Genomic DNA, 23,079 nt, shown 5'->3' with positions numbered 1-23,079 from the left:
TTATCGCCTGTCATGGCCCCTTCGCGAGCAAGCCCGCTCCCACACTTGGAAATGTATTCCCTCCTGTGAAATCTGGCTTGCTCGCGAAGAACGATGACGCGGTTTCAGGTCAGAACTCCAGGGTGCTCGACAACGATACCTGCCGCGAATCCCCCATGGACACAAAGAACCGGCTCGCCGACGAGGTGTAATACGTGCGATCAAACAGGTTCTTCACATTGAGCTGAAATTTGACCTTCTGCCCTTCTACCTTGGTGTCGTAAGTCGCAAAGGCATCGGCCACGGTGTAGCTCGGCAGGTCGAAATCATTCACCGCGTTACCCGCTCTCTCGCCGACATACCGCGCCCCGGCACCCACGCGCAATTGATCGCCACCGATCACACTGCCGAAGTCATACACCGCCGAGAATGAGCCGCTGTTTTTCGCCACGTTCTGCAGACGTTTGCCCTTGTAGGTCGGGTCCTCGGTCACTTCGGCATCGGTGTAGGCGTAGCTGCCGATCAGGCTCCAGCGGTCGCTGAGTTGGCCGGTCAAATCCATTTCAAGACCCCGCGAACGTACTTCACCGGCAGCGCTGTAAATCGTCGTCGGGCCTTCAGAGTTGGCGACCAGCACGTTGCGTTTTTTGATATCGAACAGCGCGATGTTGCCGGTGATGCGCCCCGGCATGTCCAGCCGTGCGCCCAGCTCCCACGACTTGGCCTCTTCCGGCGCAATGCTGCCGTCGAGCACGGTGCTGCTGCCGCTCAGCGGGGCGATGGTCGAGTTGGGTTTGAACGATTCGGTGTAGCTGCCATAGAACGACAGCTCATCGGTGTAGCGATACACCAGACCTGCGCGCGGCACCCATTTCTGGCCATTGCTGTCGGTGTTGGCCTTGAATGGCACGCCTTTGCCAGCGTACTGGTCGTACGCCTGAAAACGAGCACCGGCGACCAGAATCCACTGGTCATCAAGGTGGATCGAGTCCTGCAAAAACACCGAGTCGCTGCGCAGCAGATCGGTCTGCGCGCTGTCCGCCGCGCTGACCGTGGTGCCTTCGACTTCACGGCCATACACCGGGTTGACGTAGCTGAAGGTGCTCAGGCTTTTCTGGCGGATCAGGTCAGCACGGTAGATCTTGCGGTACTCGTCATCGACGCCAAACACCAGGTCATGCTGCATGCCCAGCACGTTGACCTTGCCTTCGAGGCTGGCCGTGGTGAAACGGTCGGTGGTGATCGCGTTGCGCGTGCCATCCATGTTGCGGGTCAGCGTGCCTTTGTTGGTGTCGATCGCTGTGACACGGACTTGGCTGGCGTCGTAGGTTTCGCGGTTCCAGCTGTAGCCAAAGTGGGCTTTCCAGTCGTCGTTGAGTTCGTGATCGGCTTCGACGTGATACAAGTCCGAACGCCCTTCCATATCGTTGAACGGCTCGTCGAGACGCTCCTTGCGCGAGATGTTCAGCGGGTGGTTGGTGCGTGGATCGATGACCGTGCCACGATCGAACGGCGTGAGAAATTCACGATGCTCGTAGCCGAAGGACAGCTTGGTCCGCTCGCCGAACCAGGCCAGCGACGGGGCGATCAGGGTTTCGCGGTGAGTGCCGAAGTTGCGCCAGTAATCCTCGTCTTCGTGATCGATCACCAGACGATACGCCAGCCCGGATTCGCCCAGCGCACCCGTGCTGTCGAAGGTGCCGCCGCTGCCATTCTTGCCTTCGCCGTAGGTCGAGCCGCGCAGGGTCAGGGCGTTGTACTGAGTCAGCTCAGGCTTCTTGCTGACCATGTTGACCACGCCGCCCGGGTCCTGAATCCCGTAAAGCAATGACGCCGGCCCCTTGAGCACTTCGACCCGGTCCACGGTGGCGTTCATGCCCCGCCCCTGCACCAATGGCATGCCGTCGCGCATGATCGAGCCGTTGCGGTTATCACCGAAACCGCGGGTCATCACTGAGTCCTGAGTGCTGCCCAAGGTGTTGCCCTGGGTGATGCCACTGACGTTGGCCAGCGCATCGTCGAGATTGCGCGGCGCCTGATCGCGAATGACCTGGGCCGGGATGACGTTGACGGTCTGCGGGATTTCCTGAAGCGACGCCGAAGAACGCATCACCGAACTGGTGTGCGGCGGCTGGTAGCTCATCGACTCGTCGCGCACCGACGTGATGGTGGTGGCGCCGAGGTTCAACGCACCGCCAGCGGGTTGCGGTTCAAGCACCAGGGTGTGGCTGTCGGTGCGGCGCCCGTTCAAGCCGGAACCGGTGAGCAGGCGCCGCAAGGCTTGCTCGGCACTCATCTGGCCGTTGACCGCCGGAGCGTTCAGGCCGTAGGGCGCTTCATCGGTGTAAACCACACTCTGCCCGGTGACACGGCTGAAATCGCTCAGGGCTTGCGGCAGCGGTTGGGCGGCCAGGGAGAAACTGAACTGCTTTTGCGCCTGACTGCTGGTGGTTTCAGCGGCGAGCGCCACGCTCATCGGCAACAACGCCAATGCCGAAAAACTCAACGCCGACGCACCGAACCACTGTTTGACCGAACCCGACTTTGCCCTGGACTTCATTGCTCAATGACCTGTGTAGAACCGCAACGGATGCGAATGACTCGCAGTTTCAGTCACTACACGGATGGGGCTCGGGTTTACCTCACCACAATTTTGAAAATATTTTTGGAGGATGTGCCGACGCCTTCGGGAGCCCCTCCCCCAAGGGCACCACATTTCAAATTGTGGGAAGGGGGCTTGCTCCCGAAGAGGCCAGTGACCTCAACGCAGAATGATCAGCTGCCCGAGCACCTGATGCTGCTCAAACCCCAACACCGATTGCAGCGAACTCAGCACAGCCTGCGCATCCCTGCTCGGAAAACTGCCACTGACCTTGCGCGCCGCCAGTTCATCGTTGAGCAACACAATTCGTCCGGGGTAATAGCGACGCAGATCCGCCACCACATCGCCCAGCGTCGACTTGTAATAAGTCAGCCAGCCCTGACGCCAGGCAAGCTGCGCCTCGCTGTCGACGGCGTGGAGTTTTTGCGCAGCACCTTCACCGTAGGCCACTTGCTGGCCGGCCGTAAGAATCTGCTGCTCGCCATCGCGATCGGCCGTCACCCCGACCCGCCCGGACAACACCGTGACCTGCGCGCCATGGGGTTGCAGACGCACTTCAAATTGCGTGCCGAGCACCCGCGCCTCGCCCTTGCGGGCCTCGACCACAAACGGCTCGCCAGTGTGCGTGACGCTGAAAAAACCGGCACCGCGACGCAATTGCACATGACGCTCGCCATGGCTGAAGTCCACCGCGATGGCGCTGTCGGCATCGAGGGTCACTTGCGATTGATCGGCCAGGGTCACGGTGCGAATCTCACCGGGCGCCGAGACATAGTCAGCGCCCAGATCATCGAACCAGCGCTGCGGCTGCCACCCCGTACCGAGGCTGACCATCAACAGCAGGCACGCGGCCATCGCCAAAGCCCCGCCCCCACGCAAAAGCAGCGAACGGCGCGGGCGATCCATCGCATTGAGGTAGCCCTGTAGCGCCAACGCCTGCTCATCGGCCAATGTTCGCGCGGGGCCTTCGCTCAATTCCCAGACCACTTGCGCCTGCGCATAGGCCTCGGCGTGGGCGGGATCAGCGCGCAGCCATTGGCTGAACGTGAGTTGATCGCCAGCGCTAGGCCGATCATGCAACAGGCTCAGCCAGGCAAACGCTGCCTGTTCCTGCGCAAGGGTCGGGATGATGGGCTCTGAAGGATTCACGGTGCTTTCCCTGGCAGGCGTGGCGCGGGTTCGCGCAGGCTGGCCTTGCAGGCCTCGAGGGCGCGCATCATATGTTTTTCGACGGCACTTTGGGACAGGCCCATGGCCTTGGCGATTTGCGCGTACTTGCGCCCGTGAATGCGATTGAGCAAAAAGATTTGCCGGGTGCGCTCGGGCAAAGCGCGCAACGCCGCTTCGACATGACGCAGATCATTGCCCGCTTCTAGCGCGGCTTGCGGTTCGCTGCCCCGGCTGTCCGGCTCTTCAGGTTGCCAGCCCTCGTTGACGCGCACCCGCGTGCCTTCACTGCGCAGATGGTCAATGGCAATGTTGCCGGCGCAGCGCAACAGGTAGGTGCTGAGTTCTTCCACCTGCACCAGCGGACGCCGCCAGAAACGCAGAAACAGATCCTGAACCAGGTCGGCTGCCGTCGCCCGGCAACCGACACGGCGAGTGACCAGCGCTTCCATTTGCGAGCGCTGGGACAGGAACACTTGAAGAAAATGTGCACGCGCCCCACGCGGCTCGTCGTCGCGAGATTCCGGGGGCAGACCGATCAACACGTCAGCCCTGCGCCCATGCGGCAACCGGACTGGCCAACAGGCTCATCCCGGCCAGCGCCATTGCGAGTCGCGGTCGATACGGCAGCAACAGCACCAGCGTCAACGCACTGATCATCAACACCGCGACCCAGTCGACCAGACCGAAACTCCAGCCGTTGGCCGTCACCGCCGCCCAAAGCGATACACACAACAGCAACCCTCCCGCCAGCATCAGGCCACGACGGCGTCGGGCAGAGGGTTTGTGGCCGAGCAGTTCATCGTGATGTCGAGGCATCGACAGGCAAAGCGCCGTGAACCCGGCGTAACAAAGCAACAGCGCCAGCAGCATCAGTTCGCCCCTTGTTCAAGCGTGATCGGTCGAGACGTTTCGCGGCGCGTTTTTTTAACGCTGGCGGTGTTGCCGGCGCGCTGCATTTTCCATGCAGCCCAAGCCAGGAAGAAACCGGCGGCGAGACACGTCAGATCAAACCCGGCCATTGCCCAATCGCCCTGCCTCAGCGTTACGCCGAGATTCCATGGCGTGGTCAGCGCATTGATCAGCGGCACCGCCATAAACAGTGCAGCACCCAGCACGAGCTGATCGATCCATGCCTTGCGCCCGACACGCAATAGCGCATGCGCCAGGCTCAATCCCCAAGCGATGAAAAACGCATTCACTTCCCAATCTGCCCGCCCGGTCAAAGCCACTGGCAACAGCCGATTGGCCAAAAAGTACACCGCAACCGCCGTCAGCAACCCTGCCATGCTGGCAACGTTCAGCACTTCAACCAGCCGCAACTCGAACGGCATAACACCGCTTTTGGCGTGTTTGAGCTGGCGCTTGCCGAGCCAGATCACCAGCCCAGTGCCGATCATCGCCGTGCCGGCCAAACCACAAATGAAATACAGCCAGCGCAGCACCGGCCCGGCAAAGTGGCCCATGTGCAAACCATAGAAAGTGCCGCTCACCGCCATCGCCACGGGTTGCGCCGGTGTGCGCCCGAGCATTTTTCCGGTAACGCCATTGAAGGTCACTGCGCTGCCGAAATCGTGCACCACTCGATCACCGGCGCGCGACAGCACCACCGAGGCATGTTCATCACCGGGATGATTCACCGTTAGCCGCGTGGTGTGGCCACCGGACCATTGCGCACTGGCCTTGGCCAACAAGGGTGCCAGCGGTGCCAGTGCAGCAGGGACATTGGCCCGTTCCGGCGCCTTCGAGGCGGGAAACACCTCATCGTAAAACGACCGCACGTCGCCGCCGCAAGAAGCCAGAATGCTCGCCGGCATGACCATCGACATGAAAATCACCAGGCTGCTGTAGGTGATCATCAAGTGAAACGGCAACACCAGCACGCCCACGGCGTTATGTCCGTCGAGCCAGGAACGCTGGCCCTTGCGCGGGCGAAACGTGAAGAAGTCCTTGAAGATTTTCTTGTGGGTGATGATCCCGGTGATCAACGCGACGAACATCACCATCGCGGCGATCGTCGCCAGCCAGCGGCCCCACGGGTATGGCATTTGTAGCTGGAAGTGGAAACGGTAGAAGAACTCGCCGCCCATGCTTTGGCGGCCCAGCACTTCGGTGCCGGTTTGCGCGTCGAGGGTTTTGGATTCAAAGCGGCCGCGCTCGCCAGGCTTCGCAGGTGCCTGCTGCCAGCGCACGGTCAAGCCGGGATCGCGAGCATCGGGCAAGTCGATCAGCCAACGTGAGGCACCCGCAGCGTGTTGTTGCAGATAATCCTGGGCCAGGCTCAGGCTGGCCTCGGCATTGATTGGCCGCGCGGGGATTTCCGGCTGCATCCAGTGACTGATTTCATCCTTGAAATAAGCCAGGGTTCCCGTCAGAAAAATCGCGAACAACAGCCAGCCGAACAGCAGTCCGGCCCACGTGTGCAGCCAGGCCATGGCCTGACGAAAACCCTCTTTCATGCAAAACCCAACCCACGTGCCGCGCCGCAAATGGTCGCCAGAATCACGCTCGGCACCAGCAAGCCAACCCATGCCGACCACGCCGTGCGACAGGCAAAGCACCAGAGCACAGCGACCAGATAGACCAGAAACGAGAGGGTCATGCCGGTGACCACGGCTTCAGCACGGCTCAGTGGCAGCCACATCGTCAAGGTCACGCTGGCCAGCGCCGCAACCAGATAGCCGCCGAACACCGCGGCCAACACCCGTGAGGTAACGGCCAGACGATAGGACATGGGGAGAGTGGCAAGTTTGCCTTTCATGTTTCGACCCTGAAACGGAAAACGCTCGGCCGACAAGCCGAACCAACAGGCGAGCAATACTAATGATAAATATTCTCATACGCAAAAGCATCTGATTGCCGGCGCAGGGTTTTACCCGTTCAATTGGCAAGCCGGGCCGTGGCTTGCCTTGGCAAAATGCGCTGAAAACAAAACGGGCCTGCTTTCGCAGGCCCGTTTTCTGGGGATGGCTTAAAAAATCAGCGTATCAACTGTTGATCGCTGCCTGTTCATTCTCAAAAAATTCTTCCTCCAGCAGTGCGTCATTCGCCTTGCTAAATGGCACCACAGCAGCGCGTGGTTTGCCCCGCAGTTTGCCGAAAAGGTGATCCAGCGCATGCTCCAGTTTTTCGGCTGCACCATCGATCGCTTGTTCCAGCGTATCGGCTTTATGGGTGACGGAAATCGGTTGATGGCCTTTTGGCCGCGCCTCCAGTTGGCAGCGCATGTCATGGGGACCAGGTTTGTCACCGTTCTCGTCGCTCAGATGGACTTCGACACGGGTCAGGTCTTCTTCATAACGGTCGAGCGTGCTCTCAATGGTTGTACGTACCCACTCCTCCAGTCGTTTACTGCTTTGAATATGGTTATCGCTGTTGACTTGGATTTGCATAGTTCATCCCTTATTTCAGCTAGCTCGCAAGAGGCCTTGATCAGGATTTCGTGACCCCTTGATTACAACAATCGGCCCGACTGACGAACATTTCAACCCCTGAAAAAAGAAAAATATTCATTCGCAAAAAAAGCCGGACAACCGAGTAAGTCACTGGTAATGTCGGGAGTTGGGTCGACTTGTCATCCTGCAAGATTTACTCACAATTGCCCTCGTTCAACGGGTGCAAACTGCGAAAAATCCCTGCCTCCTCCACCAGCCAATCGTGCACTGCACGCACGCCAGGATGGCTCAACGCCCCCGGCGCATACAGCAACATGTAACGTTTGTGATTGGGCACCGACAGCCCGAACGGCACCATCAACGTGCCCCGCTCCAGCTCATCGTTGAGCAGCGTGCGCCGGGCAATCGCCACCCCCATACCGGCGATGGCCGCTTCGATGGTCAGGTGGTTGCGATTGAAGGTATGCCCTCGTCGCACGTCCGCGCCCTCGAAGCCGATCGCGTTCAAATAAAACTCCCATTCCGTATATTCATAACTGCCGCGCCAGGCGGTGATGTCGTGCAGCAACGGAAAATGCCCCAGATCCGCCGGCCCATGCAGCGGCGGACGCCCGCGCAGCAGGCTCGGCGCGCACACCGGGAAAATCTGCTCATCGAGCAAGGCTGTGGATAACAATCCCGGGTAACTGCCGTCGTTCAGATCGATCGCCAGATCGAAATCGCCCTCGTGCAGCGGCACACTGCTGTCTTCAGCCACCAGCCGCAACTGGATGTCCGGGTATCGTTGCTGCAAGCGTGGCAGGCGCGGCGTCAGCCATTTGCTGAGGAACGACGGAATCGAACGCAGCCGCAAAACCCCACTGATCATCCCCGCATCCAGGCGCCGCAATTCGGCATCGATGCTGCCGTAGGCCTCGTTGACCGTCATCGCCAACCGCTGCCCTTCCGCGCTCAGTTCCACCCCTCGCGCACGACGATGAAACAGGCGAAAACCAAGACGCTCCTCCAGTTGACGAATTTGCTGGCTGACCGCCCCCGGCGTGATGTGCAGTTCTTCTGCACAGCGGGTGAAGGACAGGTGCCGCGCGGCACAGGAAAACACCTGCAGCCAGACGTAAGTCTGGGCATGCAATTGACGACTCATCGTTTAGTCCTGCTAAAGGCTGTCTTAGGAAATTTCGTTGGTCACACAAGACCGAGGTAGGCAGTATCGCCGACCTTGCGCTTGGCCTACAAAAAATGGCAGCGATTCCTACACCATTGCTTGTAAGGCTTTAGCATGGCTATCAGTGTTTTCGATCTATTCAAAGTCGGCATCGGCCCGTCCAGTTCCCACACCGTCGGCCCGATGCGCGCTGCTGCAACCTTCACTCAGGCACTGATCGACGAGCATTGGCTCAACGATGTACAACGCGTGGAAATCCGCTTGTACGGTTCGTTGTCCGCCACAGGCGTCGGCCACGCCACCGACCGCGCCACGGTCATGGGCCTGATGGGCGAGTGGCCAGACAGCATCGATCCGTCGACCATCGACCCACGCATCCAGCAACTGCGCGAGACCGGCCAACTGTCCCTCGCCGGCCAGCGGTCAATTGCCTTCAACTGGCAACGCGATCTCCTGCTGCTCGACGAGAGCCTGCCCTACCATCCCAACGCCATGTCCCTGACAGCCTTTGGCGAAAGCGCTGCACTGTTTACGCAAACGTACTACTCGGTCGGTGGCGGTTTCATCATCGAAGCGGCAGAAGCCGAATCCGGCGTGGCGCCGGCCAGCGACGTGGTATTGCCGTACGACTTTTCCAGCGCCGCCGAACTGTTGTCGCTGTGCAAGCAGCACAACCTGCGGGTTTTCGAGCTGATGATGGCCAATGAACGGGCCTGGCGCAGCGACACCGAAATTCGTCAGGGCCTGCTGCACATCTGGTCGGTGATGCGCGAATGCGTCGAGCAAGGCCTGCGCCACGAAGGCCTGTTGCCCGGCGGTCTCAATGTGCCGCGCCGCGCGGCAAAACTGCACCGTAGTCTGCTGGAAATCGGCAAACCGAATGTCATCAGCTCGACGCTGTCGGCGATGGAGTGGGTCAACCTGTTCGCCCTCGCCGTCAACGAAGAAAACGCCGCGGGCGGGCGCATGGTTACCGCACCGACCAACGGCGCCGCCGGGATCATTCCTGCGGTTCTGCACTACTACATGAAATTCAACCCGGACGCGTCCGACGATGACGTCGTCGTTTTCTTCCTGAGCGCCGCCGCTGTCGGCATTTTGTGTAAGAAAAACGCCTCGATTTCCGGCGCCGAAGTCGGCTGTCAGGGCGAGGTCGGTTCCGCCTGCGCGATGGCCGCTGCCGGCCTGGCCGACGTGCTCGGCGCCACCCCGGAGCAACTGGAGAACGCCGCCGAGATCGGCCTCGAACACAACCTGGGCCTGACCTGCGATCCGGTCGGCGGGCTGGTGCAAGTGCCCTGTATCGAGCGCAACGCCATCGCCGCAGTGAAGGCGATCAACGCCACGCAAATGGCCCTGCGCGGTGACGGTAACCACTTCATTTCCCTCGACCGGGTGATCCGCACCATGCGCGATACCGGCGCCGACATGCACGACAAATACAAAGAGACTTCACGGGGTGGCCTGGCGGTGAACTGGGTGGAATGCTGATCAGCCTGACTGCACTGTCAGCGATCATCGACGCGTTCCTGCCCTGAAACAGGACGTCAATGAACAAGGCGAGCCCATGGCTCGCCTTGTTTTTGTCCGTGTTCATTGTTCGACAATTATTCCGGCATAGCCCTTGCTACAGCACTTGCATAAAGCGATATGGCGAAATGGCCACGGAATGGCCGGTGGTCTGGATGGGCGAACCAACCCGATCGCGGCCGGTCAACAACTGCACGTTCAATCAGGCGGTGACGCATCATGGACAATCCTTTTCAGATCATTACCGATGCCTTCGCGCCGGACTATCAGATCAACCTGAGCATTCAGGGCCTGGATGGCAGCATCATGCTGACCCTGTCCAACAGCGGCCGCATCGTGGCCAAACGCATGATCAGCACCGAACAACGCAACGACCCCAAACGCCTCAAGCGTCTGGTGCAAAGCATCCAGTTCGGCATCGCCATCGAACAAGGCCACAGTGCCATGGCGATCCTTGAAGCGATGACCCGCGGCGACGGCCTGACCCCGCCACCGCAGCGAATCAGCGGTGAGCCTCGGCAGGCTGCCGGGCTTTAAAGCTCGCCCTTCTCGATCTCAGGGTGTTCACCGGAACCTGCTCCGAGCTTGCGTTGCGGCTTGTCGATTTTCACCGAAGGAAATTGCGACGAGGCGTAACGCACCACCAGAATCGAAAACGCCAGCAGCAAAATCCCGCCGCACAGGTAGATGATGCCCATGTCCGGAGGGTTGTGGTGCGAGACGTTGGAGATCAGCAGACGGGTCAGTGCGGTGATCGCCACGTAGATCAGAAAGCGCACCGGCATGTGGTTGGTCTTGAAGTAAATCCCGACCATCGCGCCCAGTTCCAGATAGATGAACAGCAACAGAATGTCATCAATCTTGATATGCCCCTCTTCGAGCATCCCGAGAAACTCCATCACCGCCGCCCACGCCGTCACCGCCCCGATGGCGAACAGCGCCAGGTAGTGGAAAGTTTCGACGAACAGGTTGCCCAGGGACTCGGCCAGTTGATGCACGTTTTGCCGCAGTTTCTCGGCCCAGTTGATTTTCACGATGATGTTCCTTAGCCCGATTCGAGCGGATGATGCGTGTTGGACATGACGTTTTTCTGCATGCTTTGGGTTTCATGCAGAAAAGAGGCCACGCCATCATGGCGAGGTGCCACGAAGCGCGCGCCGTGGCGTTTCGTCGCAGTGCCTGCGCAAGGCTGACAAACCCTGAATTCGGTCTACATTGAAAAGCCACTACCCATGGCGCAGGGATTCGCTTATCCTTTTCGCTGTATATGGATACAGTAGTCGTGAAGACAACTTAACGTGAAGGCATGTGAGGTGGTGAATGGCCGTCGAAGTGGTATACCGCAGCAGCCGAGATCTGGAGCGCTTGTTCATGGATAAAGCCGAAGCTGACCGTCATGACAAAATGCTCGAACTGGCCGAATATCTGGCCGATGTGTTGCAAAAAGCCGTTCCGTCCATGACTGAGCAGCAAGTGGAAGAAGCCGGGATCTACATGGCGAAGAACCGCGATGTGTTCGCCCGGGCGTTCAAGAACCAGCCTGATGCACTCTCGGAGCTGATCAATGCACCGGCTGAGCCGGTCGAGAAGGCCGAGGCAGAGGAATCTGCCGAAGCGCCGTTGAAACCGGCAAAAGCGGTGAAAGCTGCGAAGTAATCAATGCCCGAATTGAATAGGCCCTGAGTCGAATGGCTCAGGGCCTTTTTCATGCAGGTGTCTCAGCGATACAACACTTTTTCCGCCAACTCATCGGCCACCCTCGCCGGTGAACGTTTTTCCGCCTGTGCATGGGCAAACACTTCAGTCAGCCGCGAACTGATTTTCGACAGATGCGCGGTGATCGTGGGCAACTCTTCGCCGCGATGTTTCAGTGAAACGTAGATCAGGCCGCCGGCATTGATCACGTAATCCGGGGCATACAGTATGCCGCGCCGCTCCAGTTGATCGGCCACGTCCAGATGCGTCAGCTGATTGTTCGCAGAACCCGCTACCGCCGAGCAACGCAGTTGCGTGACCGTGTGACTGTTGAGCACACCGCCCAGCCCACACGGCGCCAGAATGTCGCAAGGCGTGCAGAGCAGCGCATCGTTGGCGATTGGATGGGCGTTGAGTTGCTCCATCGCCAGTTGCACCTTGCCGTGGTCGATGTCGCTGACCAGCAGTTCGGCGCCCGCCGCGTGAAGCTGCTCGGCCAGTGCGTAACCGACATTGCCCAAACCCTGAATCGCCACGCGCAGGCCTTCGAGGTTATCGCTGCCCAACCGCGCCATGGCGGTGGCCCGAATTCCGGCGAACACGCCCATGGCCGCGTGTGGCGCGGGGTCGCCGGCCGAGGTGGTGCTGGTGACATGCTGCGTCTGCTGGGCGATGCAATCCATGTCCGCCACGCAAGTGCCACTGTCGATGGCGGTGATGTAGCGACCGTCGAGTTGATCAATGCAGCGGCCGAAGGCTTCAAATAACGTCCCGCGATTTTCCACATGCACCGGGCGCACGATCACCGCCACGCCTCCGCCCTGCGGCAGCCCGGCCAGCGCAGCTTTGTAGCTCATGCCCTGAGCGAGACGAATGGCGTCCTCAACGGCTGATTCGTCATTGGGATAGGCAAGATAACGACATCCGCCAAGGGCTGGCCCGAGGCGACTGTTATGGATGGCAATGACCGCCTTCAACCCGGAGACCGGATCAACGCTCAGGTGCAGCGATTCCAGGCGAGTGCTTTGCATGAGCGCAAACATCGTTGGGCTCCCGAATCACTTCTTGTAGAACGCCAGTATAGGCTTGCGCCCGAAAATTGCAGAAGCGCACCGGAATAAGCACCCGCGCTGACACTGGATTTGCGGCATAACCCCAGATTGGCGCAGCCAGGCACTGGACGAATGGCATGGACGGGGCTAAAACGGGGCATTACCCGGAGATCCTGATGAGTGCGCGCCAACGTTTTTTCGAGTGTCTGCAACGTTCACCGCCTGCCCTGTTCGAGACCGCGCTGTGGATCGCGGCCGAACACGATAAAACGGTCAATCCCGAGGCGCTTATGCAGGACTTCAAGGAGTTGCAGCAGCGGGTCAGCTATGGCTTGCCGATGCTGCCGGTCAGCGAACTGGCACAGCCGCTATTACGGCGGATGACAGAGCTAGGCTTCGCTCAGGACGACTTCCTCCCGCTGCGCCCACAAGCCGCGTTGTTGCACAAAGTGCTGCAAACCCGACGCGGCCAGCCTTTGGTGTTGGCGTTGATTGCCCTGGAACTGGCGCGCGCGCTGGAAATTCCACTGGCCGGGGTCAACTTTCCCGGGCACTTCCTGCTCCGGGTACCCGGGGCCGACCACTTGCTTGACCCCTGCGGGGGGCGACGCCTGTACCCCAACGACTGTCGAGAACTGTTGCAGCGCCAATACGGCCCGAACATGAAGCTCAACGCCGACCATCTGCTGACTGCAACGCCGGTGCAGATGCTTCAACGCCTGTCACGTAACCTGCGCCAGTTGTACCTGTCTCACGATGACTTTATCGCGGCCCTGATCGACGCCGAACGCGTGCTTGAACTGGGCGACGCCAACGCCGCCGATTACCTGGCCCGCGCCAGTCTCTATCAGCGGCTCGACTGCCCGAATGCCGAACGCTTCGATCTGGAGCATGCGCTACTGCTCAGTGATGACCCGATTCAGCGCTTGCGCCTGACCGAACGGCTCGGGCATCTCCCGCCCAATTCCATAGTCCACTGATCCCTTGTGCGAGCGGGCTTGCTCGCGAATGCGCTGTATCAGTCAAAATCTCTGTGTCTGACACGGTGCTTTCGCGAGCAAGCCCGCTCCCACAGGAATTTACGGTGTATCTGGCTGGTTGGCGGGATGCGCCTTGATGAACGCCGGATGTTCAGCGGCCAATGCCGCCACGCGGCGAATCCGCGGATAAGCCTGCAGCGAAACATTGAACCGCTGCGCGGCATACAACTGCGGGATCAGGTAGACGTCCGCCAAGCATGGCCACTCACCGAAACAGAAACCGCTGTCACCGATCAACTGTTCCACCGTCGCCAGCCCCTGCCCGATCCAGTGACTGATCCACTCCACCACCTGCGGCTCATCGTGCCCCAACTGACGCAGACGATTGAGCACGCTGACGTTGTGCAGCGGGTGCACATCGCACCCGATCACCGCCGCCACGCCGCGCACATGCGCACGGGTAGCAAGGTCTTCGGGCAGCAGAGGCATCTGTGGATAACGCTCTTCCAGATACTCGATGATCGCCGGCGACTGAATCAGCAGTTCGCCTTCGTCAGTACGCAACGCCGGCACCCGCCCCTGCGGATTGATCGCCAGATACGCCGCTTGCCGATGTTCGCCACCGGACGGTGCAATCAGGTTGACCGGCAGTGCCTGATAATCAAGCCCCTTGAGCGCGAGCGCGATCCGCACCCGATACGACGAGGTCGAACGGTAATAGGTATAGAGATCCATGAGCCGCTCCTGTCAGCGCGCCGCCAGCACTTTGCCGCGGCATTCGCCAAAACCGATGGAAGCAAAACCGTCACGGGCACAACGCGCACGCAGGATGATTTCGTCGCCATCCTCAAGAAATTTGCGCACTTCGCCGGACGCCAGTTCTATCGGCTTTTTGCCGCCCTCGGTGATTTCCAGCAGGCTGCCGAACTGACCGTTTTCAGGACCGGACAAAGTGCCAGAGCCGAACAGATCACCGGCCTGCAACTGGCAACCGTTGACGCTGTGGTGCGCAACCATTTGCGCGACGGTCCAGTACATGTAGCGGGTGTTGCTCAGTGTCAGGCGATGGGCCGGCAGGTTTTGCTCGCGCATGGCTTCGGTAAGCAGCAACACTTGCAGCTCGATGTCGAAGGCGCCAGCGTCCTGATCGCGTTTGTCGAGCAGGTAAGGCAGCGGCTGCGGATCACCTTGCGGGCGCGCAGGTTGCGCGGTGCGGAACGGCGCCAGCGCTTCGGCGGTCACCACCCACGGCGAGACGCTGGTGATGAAGCTCTTGGACAGGAACGGGCCCAGCGGCTGATATTCCCACGCCTGAATGTCGCGAGCCGACCAGTCGTTGAGCAGGCAGAAACCGGCGATGTGCTCAGCCGCATCACCGATGGCAATCGAGTCGCCCATCTCATTGCCCTGACCGATCCAGATCCCCAGTTCCAGTTCATAGTCCAAGCGAGCGCACGGGCCAAAAGTCGGTTCGGTCTGACCGGCGGGCAGCGTCTGGCCTTTGGGGCGACGCACGTCGGTGCCGGAGGCGCGCACCGTCGAGGCGCGACCGTGGTAGCCGATCGGTACGTGCTTGTAGTTGGGCAGCAGAGGGTTGTCGGGGCGGAACAGTTTGCCGACGTTCTGCGCGTGTTCGATGCCGACGTAGAAGTCGGTGTAGTCGCTGATGCGCGCCGGCAGATGCATCTGGCAGTCCACGGCCAAAGGCAGCAGTGTTGCCCCTTGGGCTTCGATGTTGCCGCGCTCGGTGCTGCCCTCTGCAAACAATTCAAGCAGACGCTGGCGCAGCGCAGTGCGAGCCGGGCGACCGAGTTCGAAGAACGCATTGAGCAAACCGCCCTTCATGGCTTCGACGGCACTGCGCGCTGCGCCGTCGAACAGACCGGCTTCAAGCGCCACTTGCAGATCGAAGACGTGATCGCCAATCGCTACGCCAGCGCGCGGCGCCGAACCGTCGACACTGAACACGCCGAGCGGCAGGTTCTGCAGAGGAAAATCAGCGTGGTCGTTGGCCGACGCCACCCAACTGCGGGTGATGGAATTCTGAGTCATGGGTTATCTCCGGGTCGGGTCGAACGTGGCGGGCAGTGTGGCCCAGCAGGCGTCGTAATGGGGTTGCAGTTGTGGGCAGTCGAGGGCGAAGCGGCTTGGGCGAAGCACCTGACTGGTCTCGAACATGAAGGCCATGGTGTTGTCGATCTTCGCCGGTTTGAGGTCGGCGTTGATGGCCTTGGTGCAGGTCTCACCGTCCGGGCCGTGGGCGCTCATGCAGCTGTGCAGCGAGGCGCCGCCAGGCACAAAGCCTTCAGCCTTGGCGTCGTATTCGCCCTGGATCAGGCCCATGAATTCATTCATCAGGTTGCGGTGAAACCACGGCGGACGGAAGGTGTTCTCGGCCACCATCCAGCGCGGCGGGAAGATCACGAAGTCGAGGTTGGCCAGACCGTGCACGCTGGTCGGCGAGGTCAGTACGGTGAAGATCGACGGATCCGGGTGATCGAAACTGACCGTGCCGATGGTGTTGAAGCGGCGCAGATCATATTTGTACGGCACGTTGTTGCCATGCCAGGCGACCACATTCAACGGCGAATGATTGAGCTCGGTGGCCCACAACTGCCCAAGAAATTTCTGCACCAGGGTGGTCGGTTGTTGAAGGTTTTCGTAAGCGGCGACCGGGGTCAGGAAATCCCGCGGGTTGGCCAGGCCATTGCTACCGATAGGCCCCAGATCCGGCAGGCGCAGCGGCGCGCCGTGGTTCTCGGCGATGTAGCCGCGTGCTTGCGGGTCAAGCAGTTCGACGCGAAATTTCAAACCGCGTGGCAGCACGGCGATTTCCAGCGGTGCCACTTCCAGCACACCCAGTTCGGTGGCGATGCGCAGACGACCGAGTTGCGGCACCAGCAGCAGTTCGCCGTCGGCGTTGAAGAACACACGCTCCATCGAGCGGTTGGCGGTGTAGTGGTAGATGCTGATGCCAGCGGGTTTATCGGCGCCGGCGTTGGCGGCCATGTTCACCAGACCGTCGATGAAATCGGTCGGCTCGCTGGGGATATCCAGCGGGTTCCAGCGCAGACGATTGGGGGTCACCTCGCCCAACGGCCCGCCAGCCAGTTGCCGTTCAAGTTTGACGAACGCCGGGTGATTGGCCGATGGCTGAATTCGGTACATCCAGGTACGCCGGGCTTCACTGCGGGTCATGGTGAACGCGGTACCGGAAAACAATTCGGTGTAGAGACCGTACGGGGCTTTTTGCGGGGAGTTCTGGCCGACGGGCAGCGCATCGGGCAACGCTTGAGTGCTGAATTCGTTGCCGAAACCGGACTGATAAGTCAGCGTCGACACGGTTGAATCGAGGTTCATGGAGCCTCCTGAACAGGGAGTCGGCATGGCCCATCGCTCTGGCTCAGAGGTTTCGGCACGCCGGGGTTGTTTTTATCGTAATTCGATTACGCATAACGTAATTTGCTCGCTATCCAGCGTCAAGCTATAAAGACGCCCATTCGTTCCGGAACCCGGCAGCATCATGGAAAAAACCAGCGACAGTCACGGCAAACAGAAAGTCCGCTCCGCCGAAGTCGGCACCGACATCCTCAAGGCCCTGGCCGAGTTGTCGCCCGCCACTTCCTTGTCGCGCCTGGCCGAGCACGTACAAATGCCCGCAAGCAAGGTGCACCGCTACCTGCAAGCGTTGATCGCCTCGGGATTTGCCGAACAGAACCCCGCCACCAACCATTACGGCCTCGGCCGCGAAGCGCTGCGCGTGGGTCTGGCCGCACTCAACAGTATGGACGTGCTGAAAGTTGCGGCCCTGCCATTGGCCCAATTGCGCGACGAACTCAACGAAACCTGTTTCCTCGCGGTGTGGGGTAATCAGGGGGCCACTGTGGTGCACATCGAGCCGGCGGTGCGTGCGGTGACGGTGGTGACGCAATTGGGTTCAGTGCTGCCGCTGCTCAGCTCTTCGACGGGGTTGGTGTTCAGCGCCTACTTGCCCCATCGGGAAGTTGACGAATTGCGCGAGCAGGAAATCGCCGTCGCCGATCATCCATTAAAAGACGAGCACGCCTACACGACGTTGTGTGAGCAGATCCGCGAACGTGGTTTGCATCATGTGCATGGCTTGCTGATGCCGGGGGTGGATGCCTTGTCGGCCCCGGTATTCAACGCTGTCGGACAGATCGCCGCCGTGATCACCATCGTCGGCCCGACCTCACTGTTTCACGCCGACGAAAACGGCCCGGCGGCGCAGCGCTTGCTGGCTGCGACGCGGGCCGTGAGTTGGCGAATGGGGTTCGACGCAGCGGCGTCGGCAATTCGCTAACAGGGTGTTACAGCAATACGGTTTTGCTGTCCCCCGCTGGCTCCTCCTGGAGAATTTCTTCAATTATCGCCAAAAGACGTTCATGGCCGAGGGTCTGGCCGGTCGCCGATCCAATCAGGCCGACGATTGCCTTGCCGTCACCCATGAGTTGAATCAGCGTCTTCTGCGCCTTGGTTGCTTCCTTGCCTCCAGGAATCAAAGACGCCAGGTCCAGTAGAGCTTCCTTGAAACTGTTGAAGGCCGTTTCTCGATCGCCATATCGGTAGGACTCGGCGCCTTCCAGTACGTTTTTGGTGATTTGCACCACGGACAGCGCGAAACCAACGGGCGGTATTACCAAACTGACGACACTCGCAGCCAACGCCACCGAGTCATAGGCCAATTTGCCAATGATTTCGTTCAGGCTGGTGGTTTGCGCGTCAATATCAGCAATGATCCGTTCAATACGTTCGTTATAACTCGCGCGCAACGACAGCACGCGGCTGTTGAGCTCAAGCACGGGAAGTTTTTCAGAAACATTGTTGAATTCAATGTTATTGATGAACGTCCCCATGATCCGTTGATCGACGTACTTGACCCGGTCGTAGAAATACTGACCCAGCCCGTGTTCCTTGATCGCCTCGAAAAAACCGCTCAACGGTCGCAAGTAGACGCCGTCCGGCGCGTCAGGCGTATAAAGAATTTCACTGACTTTGCCGCCCTGTACCAGCCTGAAAACATACACGCCCTCAACCAGACACCGTTTTACGTGAAACTTGAAGACTGCACTGAACTGCACGGTCGAAGGCACTTCTCCGAAAGGCGGAAAAGAGGCAGGCGTTCCTTTATCGAAGTTCAGGATCAACGTGCGCAATTGCTCAGCCAACGTGAGGGTGATAGCACCGGCATAAAAACTCGACAACACCGAACGTTGCATTTCAACCTGTCGAGACTTGAAGTGAACGTCTTTCTTGAATTCATAATCGGGGTGTTGTCTGTTTAAATAATCGGCACGCAACATGGCGATGTACTTCTCTCCCGGACGCAACGTTCTCGACCAACTGGCCAGTTGACGTATGTCCAGGTCGGGCAGTGCTGGATGCTTCGCGCCTACACGAAAGCGCGGATAAATCCCAATCACTTCGCCGCCACGATCATGGGCATAAAACTGCGTTTCCTTGATGATCAACCGGGTGAGTGTAATCGTCTCGTTTTCACTCAGATCAAGGAGGATCTCGTCCGGGTTTACCTGCACCGTTTTTCCAAAGGTCTTTAAAAGATCTTCGATCCGTTGCTTGATCAAGTCGTAACAGAAGCGCTCATAGGTCAGGATGCCCGCTTCGCGAGTGCCGATGGTGTAGAGCGCTTTCAACTCCGTATTCAAGCGGGCAAACGACTGGCGCATTTCATCAGGGGCGCTTCGATAGGCGGCAGGATGGGCGAGCGTTTCCTGTGCCAGGTCCCAGGCGATCTGATGGAAGATTGCCTCGACAAGAATGCCTTCCGGTGCGTCCGGCCATTCGGAAAACGTTACCCCTTTCCAGGCACTCGGTAGCTGCCGCAGCGTGGCCATGTATTTGGCCAGTGGCGCCCTTTCCGCAGGTTGGGTTTGCGCCGCCAGATAGCTCTGCCCTTCGGCTGTTCTCACCCAGCCAGCCACATGAAATTCAAGTTCACGACTGTTGGGAAATTGATACCAGTCGCGCTCTTCCGGCGAACCTGGAGCGTACAAGACGCAGTTGCCGTGGGGATTGGCCTTTTGCTGGAAAACCATCAGATCGCGGAAACCGAACCGGAAGCCATTCATCACGAAGGCCGATGCCGAAATACTCCGGTCTCCTTGCATAAAGCGTTCGACCATTGCCATGTTTGGCTGATTGAGATGCCCCTGCACGGCAGCGCAAAAAGTGCTGTAGGCGATGCGCGCCCCCAAGACCTGCAGAAGTGCCATCTGCACGTCGTAATCGTTAAAGGCTTTACGGCGCGTGTCCCAGAAATCCGAGCGGATGTTGACAGACGCCAGCCAGTTTTCTACGCGCACAGGTGTCAAGCCGGAAGGAACCGGCCCTTCAAAAGCCATCTCGAAGCGTTGATTGCGATCATGTACGCCGAACAGCGCCAGTTCCACAAACGTGCGCTTGTCTTCCTGAACCAGGGTGCGCGCTCCGACCTTGATGGTATAGCGACAGGTGACCTTGATAGTTTCAGGATCAACCGAAACACCCAATGCACTGTTGATCCACTCTTTACTTCGCGCAGCAGCATAGGCTTTCAGCGATGCTGCCTTATCCAGAAACTGGTCACGCCGGGTTTCCTCAGCGCGCACTTGCTGTAGCAAATGGTCATGACGCTGCTTATTTTGTTCACTGGCACCTGACAGCCATGCGGGTCGAACTTCTGAAAAGCCATTGATAACGCTCATACCTAACTCCTTGGTCCACGATCAAGAAATGACATTGCGCCACTTCGATTGCGAGCAAGTTATCGAATATAAACAGCGAACAAAATCCAACAGCCGTTACTGCAAGTTTTCAAACGTCATAAAACATCTCAGACAAACGCCAAAATAAATATTCCTCCATTTGACTGTCACAAATTCAACTTAGATCGAGACCCAACAGCTTTGCACTTGCCACCGCTTGAGTTCTTCGTTCGACACCCAACTTTCCGTGTATACGCCTGGCATGAGTCTTTACGGTATGTAGCGAAATAAACAGTTCATCTGCAATCTGTTGATTGGAATAGCCTTTGGCGATCAGTCGTAAAACTTCAAGTTCTCGCTGGCTCAGCACGCCGTAGTTGCTTAATGTCTGCGCGGCTGCATCTTCAGCGATCTTGTTATTCAGTGCCTGCAACACGTTCGGCTGGCGCAATTCCAGTTCACGCAACGCCTGGTGCAGGCCGTGATGAGCAACCAATTCAAGGCCCTGCTGCAAATAGTGTTGCGCGCCGGCCTGATCGCACTGCAGAAAGGCAACTTCGGCCAACGCCAGGAGCAAGTCAGTTTCGAGGGCGACCATTCTGCACTGCTTCGCGTCCGCCAATAACTGCTCAAGGCGGATGATCGGATTATTGGCGATGCGCAGACCCGTTTGCGCCAGGATCAGCAGGTATTCAACCCGTGGAATCAACTCGATGGTCGCCGGCGGTGCCTGCAATGCACCGGCCCCTTGATAGTGACGCAGCAGACGCGCCATCGCCTCGTTGGCCAGTTCGGCACGCCCTTGCTGAAGCCACAACAGACTGCTGATCTGCAACAACACCCCACGATAGACAGTCTCCGGAATCTGCCGCTGCTGCATCAGCCGCTGTGCATCGCGCAACCAGACAAATGCGCCTTCAAAATCCGCCTGATTGGCCGCCAGTTGTGCCTGCCCCAGATAGCCATACAAGACCCGCTTGTCATGGTTGCGCTTGCAATCGTCGAGGCCGGACTGAAAAAAAGCAGCCGCCAGGGCATCCTGCCCCTGACTGAGAGCCAGACGCCCCCGACGCAGTGCAATCCTGCCCAATAGCGGCGTCGGTCGATCCGGTCGTCTGCCGAGCAGAGCGTGCACTGCGGCCAACAGACATTCGGCCCGCGCCGCCGCGCCACGCTGCTCCAGTATTTGTGCATGATCGAGCTCAAGCAGCGCCTCGAAAACCAGCGAATTTTGCGCCCGCGCCAGACACAGCGCCTGCCGATTGTGGGCGTAGGCCACATCCAGCGCCCCTCTCAAGAGCGCCTGTTGCGTCACCCCCGACAAACACATCACCCGCGCCATCCAGTGGTCGTCGTCGAGCGAATCCAGCGCCTCGGAAAAATGACCCTGAGCGCAAGTCATCTGCCCTTCCAGATGCAGCAGCCAGCCATTCAAGGTTTGCCAGCGCGCAATCAGTTGCCGCTCGAGCGTGGCCGAAGGCTGTGGCATGAACCTCGCCAGGTGCGCGATGCACTGCGTGGCCTGTTCGAACCGGCCGGCAAACAACAGCGCTGCGCTGATCAGCCCGACCAACTGCGGTGATCCCAAGGTCAATCCTTCGCCCTGAGATTCATGCAGGCGCAACAACAGCACCACCGTTTGCTCTTCAAAAAGATGCTCGAAGTTGAAATGCTGCAACAGGCTCACTGCCGTTTCGAATTCCTCGGCAAGCAACGCCTGCTCGAAAGCCGAACGCCAATCACCGGTAGCGGCGAACCATTGGCACGCCCGACGATGCCATGAACGAGACGCGGGCCAATGTTCATCGCGCATCACCTGCGCCAAAGGCGCGAATATCTGTAGCCACTGCGACGATTCATTCCATGGCTCGATAAAGCAACCCAGCGTTTGCAGCGTTCGCAGGTAATCAGCCCCCTCACCGGCACCGAACAAGTGTTCACACAGTTCAGCGTTGAAACGCGGCAAATTCGCCAGTACCCGCCAGACTTCCGCCAGCTCCGGCGTCAAACCGCTGAACAGTTCGTGCTGCAGATAATCAAGCAAGGTTTCCACACGTTGCTGCGGTTGGGTGCTTTGCGACCAGTCGCATTTTTGCAGCAACGTCATTCGCACTCCGGCGCACCAGCCACCGGTGCGATGAACAATCCGTCCAGCCACATTGGCGGCCTGCTCGGCTGACAAGTGTTTCAGTGCCTGGGCGATCTCGTCCTGGGTCAGCGCCAGCGTCGGGCTTTCGCATTCATACAATTCGTCGTCCAGCAACAGCCGCGGCCAGTTGCATTGCGGACGCCGGCGAGAGCCGATCCACCAGGTCAATGCGGGGCTGCTGATTGTCAGCAAACGGTCGAGCAAGGCATCGAGTGACGGATCCGGCAAACGGCTGTAATCGTCGATGAACAGCCAGGTTGGTGCCTCCCAATGAGTCAATGCCGCGATCAGACCAGCCTCATCCGTGTCGGTCAGGCCCAGCGCTGCAGTCAATCGATGGCACATCTCGCCGTTGCTCAATTGCGCACCTGCCAGTGGCAACCAGAGCACCTTATACGTCGCGGGCGCCTGAAGCAGGCATTCGGTAAGCAGCGCACTTTTTCCGCTACCGGGGGGCGCACAGATCAGCCTGACCCGCGCCATCGACTCAAGCAGTGGTTCGCTCAATCGCAAACGTGGCTGGTGATGGGAAGACAGTCTGGGCAGGAAACCGGGGCGATCCAGACACGGCGTCATGGCGGTCATCGGGTGAGCCTTCTTATTGTTTTGCAGCCACCCTAGCCCTCTGCTGTCAGCTTGTTGA

The 23,079-nt window shown here is 59.3% G+C and carries 19 protein-coding genes and 1 pseudogene; 5 read left to right on the top strand and 15 right to left on the bottom strand.

All coding sequences use genetic code 11. The annotated features are described in order from the left end of the window. Window positions 1-109: 109 nt before the first annotated feature. From AACY11_RS11290 to AACY11_RS11255, 8 genes are all read right to left on the bottom strand, one after another. The gene (locus tag AACY11_RS11290) at window positions 110-2,539 is read right to left on the bottom strand and encodes a TonB-dependent siderophore receptor (RefSeq protein ID WP_339465841.1); all 2,430 of its coding nucleotides are present in this window, start codon (window positions 2,537-2,539) and stop codon (window positions 110-112) included. A 201-nt stretch (window positions 2,540-2,740) separates the two neighbouring features. Continuing rightward, window positions 2,741-3,730 carry a FecR family protein gene (locus tag AACY11_RS11285; RefSeq protein ID WP_339494775.1) on the bottom strand — a complete coding sequence of 330 codons (990 nt, stop codon included), beginning with the start codon at window positions 3,728-3,730 and terminating at the stop codon, window positions 2,741-2,743. Beyond that, complete coding sequence (locus AACY11_RS11280) at window positions 3,727-4,293, bottom strand: RNA polymerase sigma factor (protein ID WP_221729975.1); 567 nt, start codon at window positions 4,291-4,293, stop codon at window positions 3,727-3,729. Before AACY11_RS11280 ends, AACY11_RS11285 begins: the two co-directional genes overlap by 4 nt. A gap of 1 nt (window position 4,294) precedes the next feature. Next, window positions 4,295-4,621 (bottom strand): DUF3325 domain-containing protein, encoded by a 327-nt coding sequence (locus AACY11_RS11275; protein ID WP_221729976.1) that lies wholly within the window; start codon window positions 4,619-4,621, stop codon window positions 4,295-4,297. Continuing rightward, window positions 4,621-6,207, bottom strand: a complete 1,587-nt coding sequence (locus AACY11_RS11270) for a PepSY-associated TM helix domain-containing protein (RefSeq protein WP_339494774.1) — start codon at window positions 6,205-6,207, stop codon at window positions 4,621-4,623. Before AACY11_RS11270 ends, AACY11_RS11275 begins: the two co-directional genes overlap by 1 nt. After that, complete coding sequence (locus tag AACY11_RS11265; protein WP_339432046.1) at window positions 6,204-6,509, bottom strand: DUF3649 domain-containing protein; 306 nt, start codon at window positions 6,507-6,509, stop codon at window positions 6,204-6,206. The genes AACY11_RS11270 and AACY11_RS11265 overlap by 4 nt, the downstream gene beginning before the upstream one ends. Window positions 6,510-6,735: 226 nt before the next feature. After that, entirely contained in the window at window positions 6,736-7,140 is a 405-nt protein-coding gene (locus AACY11_RS11260; RefSeq protein WP_339494772.1) for an HPF/RaiA family ribosome-associated protein, read from the bottom strand. A 196-nt stretch (window positions 7,141-7,336) separates the two neighbouring features. Next, the gene (locus AACY11_RS11255; RefSeq protein WP_339494771.1) at window positions 7,337-8,287 is read right to left on the bottom strand and encodes a LysR substrate-binding domain-containing protein; all 951 of its coding nucleotides are present in this window, start codon (window positions 8,285-8,287) and stop codon (window positions 7,337-7,339) included. A gap of 135 nt (window positions 8,288-8,422) precedes the next feature. Between AACY11_RS11255 and AACY11_RS11250 the strand changes: the two genes are divergently transcribed. Continuing rightward, window positions 8,423-9,799 (top strand): L-serine ammonia-lyase, encoded by a 1,377-nt coding sequence (locus AACY11_RS11250; RefSeq protein ID WP_339432044.1) that lies wholly within the window; start codon window positions 8,423-8,425, stop codon window positions 9,797-9,799. Window positions 9,800-10,057: 258 nt separating this feature from the next. Continuing rightward, a complete protein-coding gene (locus tag AACY11_RS11245; protein ID WP_339494769.1) occupies window positions 10,058-10,375 on the top strand; it encodes a DUF3509 domain-containing protein in 318 nt (105 codons plus the stop codon). Here AACY11_RS11245 and AACY11_RS11240 read toward each other — a convergent pair. Beyond that, window positions 10,372-10,872: a phosphate-starvation-inducible protein PsiE gene (locus AACY11_RS11240; RefSeq protein WP_339432043.1), complete on the bottom strand. Its 501-nt coding sequence runs from the start codon at window positions 10,870-10,872 to the stop codon at window positions 10,372-10,374. The genes AACY11_RS11245 and AACY11_RS11240 overlap by 4 nt on opposite strands. A 286-nt stretch (window positions 10,873-11,158) precedes the next feature. Between AACY11_RS11240 and AACY11_RS11235 the strand changes: the two are divergent. After that, window positions 11,159-11,413, top strand: a pseudogene (locus AACY11_RS11235) (YebG family protein); the annotation flags it as partial. Window positions 11,414-11,556: 143 nt separating this feature from the next. On the opposite strand, the gene AACY11_RS11230 reads toward AACY11_RS11235, so the two are convergent. After that, on the bottom strand, window positions 11,557-12,576 hold the full coding sequence (locus tag AACY11_RS11230; RefSeq protein WP_339432042.1) for a Glu/Leu/Phe/Val dehydrogenase family protein: 1,020 nt from the start codon (window positions 12,574-12,576) through the stop codon (window positions 11,557-11,559). 185 nt (window positions 12,577-12,761) lie between these two features. Between AACY11_RS11230 and AACY11_RS11225 the strand changes: the two genes are divergently transcribed. Continuing rightward, window positions 12,762-13,565, top strand: a complete 804-nt coding sequence (locus AACY11_RS11225; RefSeq protein WP_339432041.1) for a SirB1 family protein — start codon at window positions 12,762-12,764, stop codon at window positions 13,563-13,565. 99 nt (window positions 13,566-13,664) lie between these two features. Here the strand turns inward: AACY11_RS11225 and maiA are convergent, their stop codons facing one another. Genes maiA through hmgA form a run of 3 tightly spaced genes read right to left on the bottom strand, consistent with a single transcriptional unit; the run spans window position 13,665 to window position 16,925 of the window. Further along, complete coding sequence (maiA, locus tag AACY11_RS11220; protein WP_339432040.1) at window positions 13,665-14,300, bottom strand: maleylacetoacetate isomerase; 636 nt, start codon at window positions 14,298-14,300, stop codon at window positions 13,665-13,667. A 12-nt stretch (window positions 14,301-14,312) separates the two neighbouring features. Beyond that, window positions 14,313-15,617 carry a fumarylacetoacetase gene (gene fahA / locus AACY11_RS11215; protein ID WP_339494768.1) on the bottom strand — a complete coding sequence of 435 codons (1,305 nt, stop codon included), beginning with the start codon at window positions 15,615-15,617 and terminating at the stop codon, window positions 14,313-14,315. Window positions 15,618-15,620: 3 nt separating this feature from the next. Beyond that, the gene (hmgA, locus tag AACY11_RS11210; RefSeq protein WP_339432038.1) at window positions 15,621-16,925 is read right to left on the bottom strand and encodes a homogentisate 1,2-dioxygenase; all 1,305 of its coding nucleotides are present in this window, start codon (window positions 16,923-16,925) and stop codon (window positions 15,621-15,623) included. A gap of 163 nt (window positions 16,926-17,088) precedes the next feature. On the opposite strand from hmgA, the gene AACY11_RS11205 reads away from it, so the two are divergent. Further along, window positions 17,089-17,886 (top strand): IclR family transcriptional regulator, encoded by a 798-nt coding sequence (locus tag AACY11_RS11205; protein ID WP_339494767.1) that lies wholly within the window; start codon window positions 17,089-17,091, stop codon window positions 17,884-17,886. A gap of 7 nt (window positions 17,887-17,893) precedes the next feature. On the opposite strand, the gene AACY11_RS11200 is transcribed toward AACY11_RS11205, so the two are convergent. Together AACY11_RS11200 and AACY11_RS11195 are read right to left on the bottom strand one after the other, a co-directional pair. After that, the gene (locus tag AACY11_RS11200; RefSeq protein ID WP_339494765.1) at window positions 17,894-20,287 is read right to left on the bottom strand and encodes a dermonecrotic toxin domain-containing protein; all 2,394 of its coding nucleotides are present in this window, start codon (window positions 20,285-20,287) and stop codon (window positions 17,894-17,896) included. 175 nt (window positions 20,288-20,462) lie between these two features. After that, window positions 20,463-23,021 (bottom strand): LuxR C-terminal-related transcriptional regulator, encoded by a 2,559-nt coding sequence (locus AACY11_RS11195; protein ID WP_339432035.1) that lies wholly within the window; start codon window positions 23,019-23,021, stop codon window positions 20,463-20,465. Between the last annotated feature and the right edge of the window lie 58 nt (window positions 23,022-23,079).

Origin of the sequence: Pseudomonas sp. RA_105y_Pfl2_P56, from assembly GCF_963970845.1 — a bacterium.
Classification (GTDB): Bacteria; Pseudomonadota; Gammaproteobacteria; order Pseudomonadales; family Pseudomonadaceae; genus Aquipseudomonas; species Aquipseudomonas baetica_A.
The sequence above is the reverse complement of the archived record's forward strand: the minus strand, read 5'-3'. Positions and strand labels throughout refer to the sequence as shown.

Coding starts and splice junctions, on each gene's coding strand:
- AACY11_RS11245 (WP_339494769.1), top strand. CDS start 10,058: ATGGACAATCCTTTTCAGATCATTACCGATGCCTTCGCGCCGGACTAT.
- fahA (WP_339494768.1), bottom strand. CDS start 15,617: ATGACTCAGAATTCCATCACCCGCAGTTGGGTGGCGTCGGCCAACGAC.
- maiA (WP_339432040.1), bottom strand. CDS start 14,300: ATGGATCTCTATACCTATTACCGTTCGACCTCGTCGTATCGGGTGCGG.
- AACY11_RS11230 (WP_339432042.1), bottom strand. CDS start 12,576: ATGTTTGCGCTCATGCAAAGCACTCGCCTGGAATCGCTGCACCTGAGC.
- AACY11_RS11260 (WP_339494772.1), bottom strand. CDS start 7,140: ATGCAAATCCAAGTCAACAGCGATAACCATATTCAAAGCAGTAAACGA.
- AACY11_RS11250 (WP_339432044.1), top strand. CDS start 8,423: ATGGCTATCAGTGTTTTCGATCTATTCAAAGTCGGCATCGGCCCGTCC.
- AACY11_RS11195 (WP_339432035.1), bottom strand. CDS start 23,021: ATGACCGCCATGACGCCGTGTCTGGATCGCCCCGGTTTCCTGCCCAGA.
- AACY11_RS11225 (WP_339432041.1), top strand. CDS start 12,762: ATGAGTGCGCGCCAACGTTTTTTCGAGTGTCTGCAACGTTCACCGCCT.
- AACY11_RS11205 (WP_339494767.1), top strand. CDS start 17,089: ATGGAAAAAACCAGCGACAGTCACGGCAAACAGAAAGTCCGCTCCGCC.
- AACY11_RS11265 (WP_339432046.1), bottom strand. CDS start 6,509: ATGAAAGGCAAACTTGCCACTCTCCCCATGTCCTATCGTCTGGCCGTT.
- AACY11_RS11255 (WP_339494771.1), bottom strand. CDS start 8,287: ATGAGTCGTCAATTGCATGCCCAGACTTACGTCTGGCTGCAGGTGTTT.
- AACY11_RS11290 (WP_339465841.1), bottom strand. CDS start 2,539: ATGAAGTCCAGGGCAAAGTCGGGTTCGGTCAAACAGTGGTTCGGTGCG.
- AACY11_RS11275 (WP_221729976.1), bottom strand. CDS start 4,621: ATGCTGCTGGCGCTGTTGCTTTGTTACGCCGGGTTCACGGCGCTTTGC.
- AACY11_RS11200 (WP_339494765.1), bottom strand. CDS start 20,287: ATGAGCGTTATCAATGGCTTTTCAGAAGTTCGACCCGCATGGCTGTCA.
- hmgA (WP_339432038.1), bottom strand. CDS start 16,925: ATGAACCTCGATTCAACCGTGTCGACGCTGACTTATCAGTCCGGTTTC.
- AACY11_RS11270 (WP_339494774.1), bottom strand. CDS start 6,207: ATGAAAGAGGGTTTTCGTCAGGCCATGGCCTGGCTGCACACGTGGGCC.